Origin of the sequence: Symbiopectobacterium sp. (assembly GCF_051710365.1) — a bacterium.
GTDB lineage: Bacteria > Pseudomonadota > Gammaproteobacteria > Enterobacterales > Enterobacteriaceae > Symbiopectobacterium.
On sequence record NZ_JBPETA010000376.1, the window covers coordinates 1 to 1,087 of the forward strand.

3 protein-coding genes are annotated in these 1,087 nt (G+C 43.7%); all 3 read right to left on the reverse strand.

The window, feature by feature from the left end; all coding sequences use genetic code 11:
- Nucleotides 1-79: 79 nt before the first annotated feature.
- The 3 genes from ACTBDZ_RS18030 to ACTBDZ_RS18040 are packed head-to-tail and all read right to left on the reverse strand — an operon-like array spanning nt 80 to nt 897.
- Nucleotides 80-289: a ParE family toxin-like protein gene (locus tag ACTBDZ_RS18030; protein WP_438816297.1), complete on the reverse strand. Its 210-nt coding sequence runs from the start codon at nt 287-289 to the stop codon at nt 80-82.
- Complete coding sequence (locus ACTBDZ_RS18035) at nt 279-602, reverse strand: hypothetical protein (protein WP_438816298.1); 324 nt, start codon at nt 600-602, stop codon at nt 279-281. The genes ACTBDZ_RS18030 and ACTBDZ_RS18035 overlap by 11 nt, the downstream gene beginning before the upstream one ends.
- Before the next feature lie 10 nt (nt 603-612).
- Complete coding sequence (locus tag ACTBDZ_RS18040) at nt 613-897, reverse strand: hypothetical protein (RefSeq protein ID WP_438816299.1); 285 nt, start codon at nt 895-897, stop codon at nt 613-615.
- Nucleotides 898-1,087 lie beyond the last annotated feature (190 nt).

The following is a 1,087-nucleotide window of genomic DNA, read 5'->3' on the forward strand; positions in this document are numbered from 1 at the left end:
GGTGGGTTTCTTCCGGGTGATAGCTCCCCATGAGGGCAGCATGACCCGAGAATGCATCATGCATGGGGTGCTCCTGTTTTTATATTGCTATTTGGGTGTCGTATTTTGCATGGCTCATGGTCTTCCAACTCAGGCCGTTATCTTTGGATAACATGCGCCAATAGAGGGAGAGTCGTATTGATAAATAACCGGTTCGTCGTATGCGTCTTGCATGGATGAGTCCTTCACGGTATAAGCGCTTAAATAACTTCTCACGCTCTCTTATCCTGTTAGGTATTTTAGGTTTCACGGGCCTTCTCCATTTGATATTTGATTAATGCCTGAGTTGCACGACTGTGACGACGGCGGGCATTATGCAACTCACGTTTTTTCTTGAGCATAGAGATAAAATAGGGGTCAGTATGTTTAATGACACCTTCGTACTCTGGTTTATCCGGGCTGAGTCGACCGCCATCAATACCAGGGTCACCATGCTCACGGAAATATTGGCGCATGGCGGTACGATAAATATCTTTCAGTGTTACCATAGCCTTTTCGCAAGCGACAATATCTTTAGATGCTGCAATAATACGAGCAACGATGACTTCCTGTGATTGCTTCATGATTTCTCCTTTATGCAGCCTGAAGATATTTATCGTGGGTAAATTGTCCATTCCAGCCTTTCTTCATCGGAAGCTCGCCTTTCAGATAGTGGCGATACAACCATTTAGCGCCTTCTTTTAAAAGAATGACTTCATAAAATTTCTTCTTGCCTTTTTCGGTGTTAACGGTGACTGTTTTCTCGGTAAAGTATTTGTCGCGTGCATAAGCCTTTATACGCCACTCATAAGGTTTATTTTCCTCTTTCTGTCCATCGTAGAGGAAATTACGCTCTGCCAAGAACAGATTTACTCCCATAATATTCACACCGTTCAATTGCTTGCAGAACTGGACAGGAGTCATGCCGACCTGGAATAAGTTTTGTAACCGTCATTCCGCACCTGATTTTTCTTTTTTCGGGACTTGACGGTATTCTGAAGTTCTGAATTTATTACTGCTTTTTGCAGACCAATCAGCATGAGTACTCCCCACGTTACCATCCGTAACC

Excerpts from the sequence above, each read along its gene's own strand:
- ACTBDZ_RS18040 (WP_438816299.1), bottom strand. The coding sequence starts at position 897 with ATGGGAGTAAATCTGTTCTTGGCAGAGCGTAATTTCCTCTACGATGGA.
- ACTBDZ_RS18035 (WP_438816298.1), bottom strand. The coding sequence starts at position 602 with ATGAAGCAATCACAGGAAGTCATCGTTGCTCGTATTATTGCAGCATCT.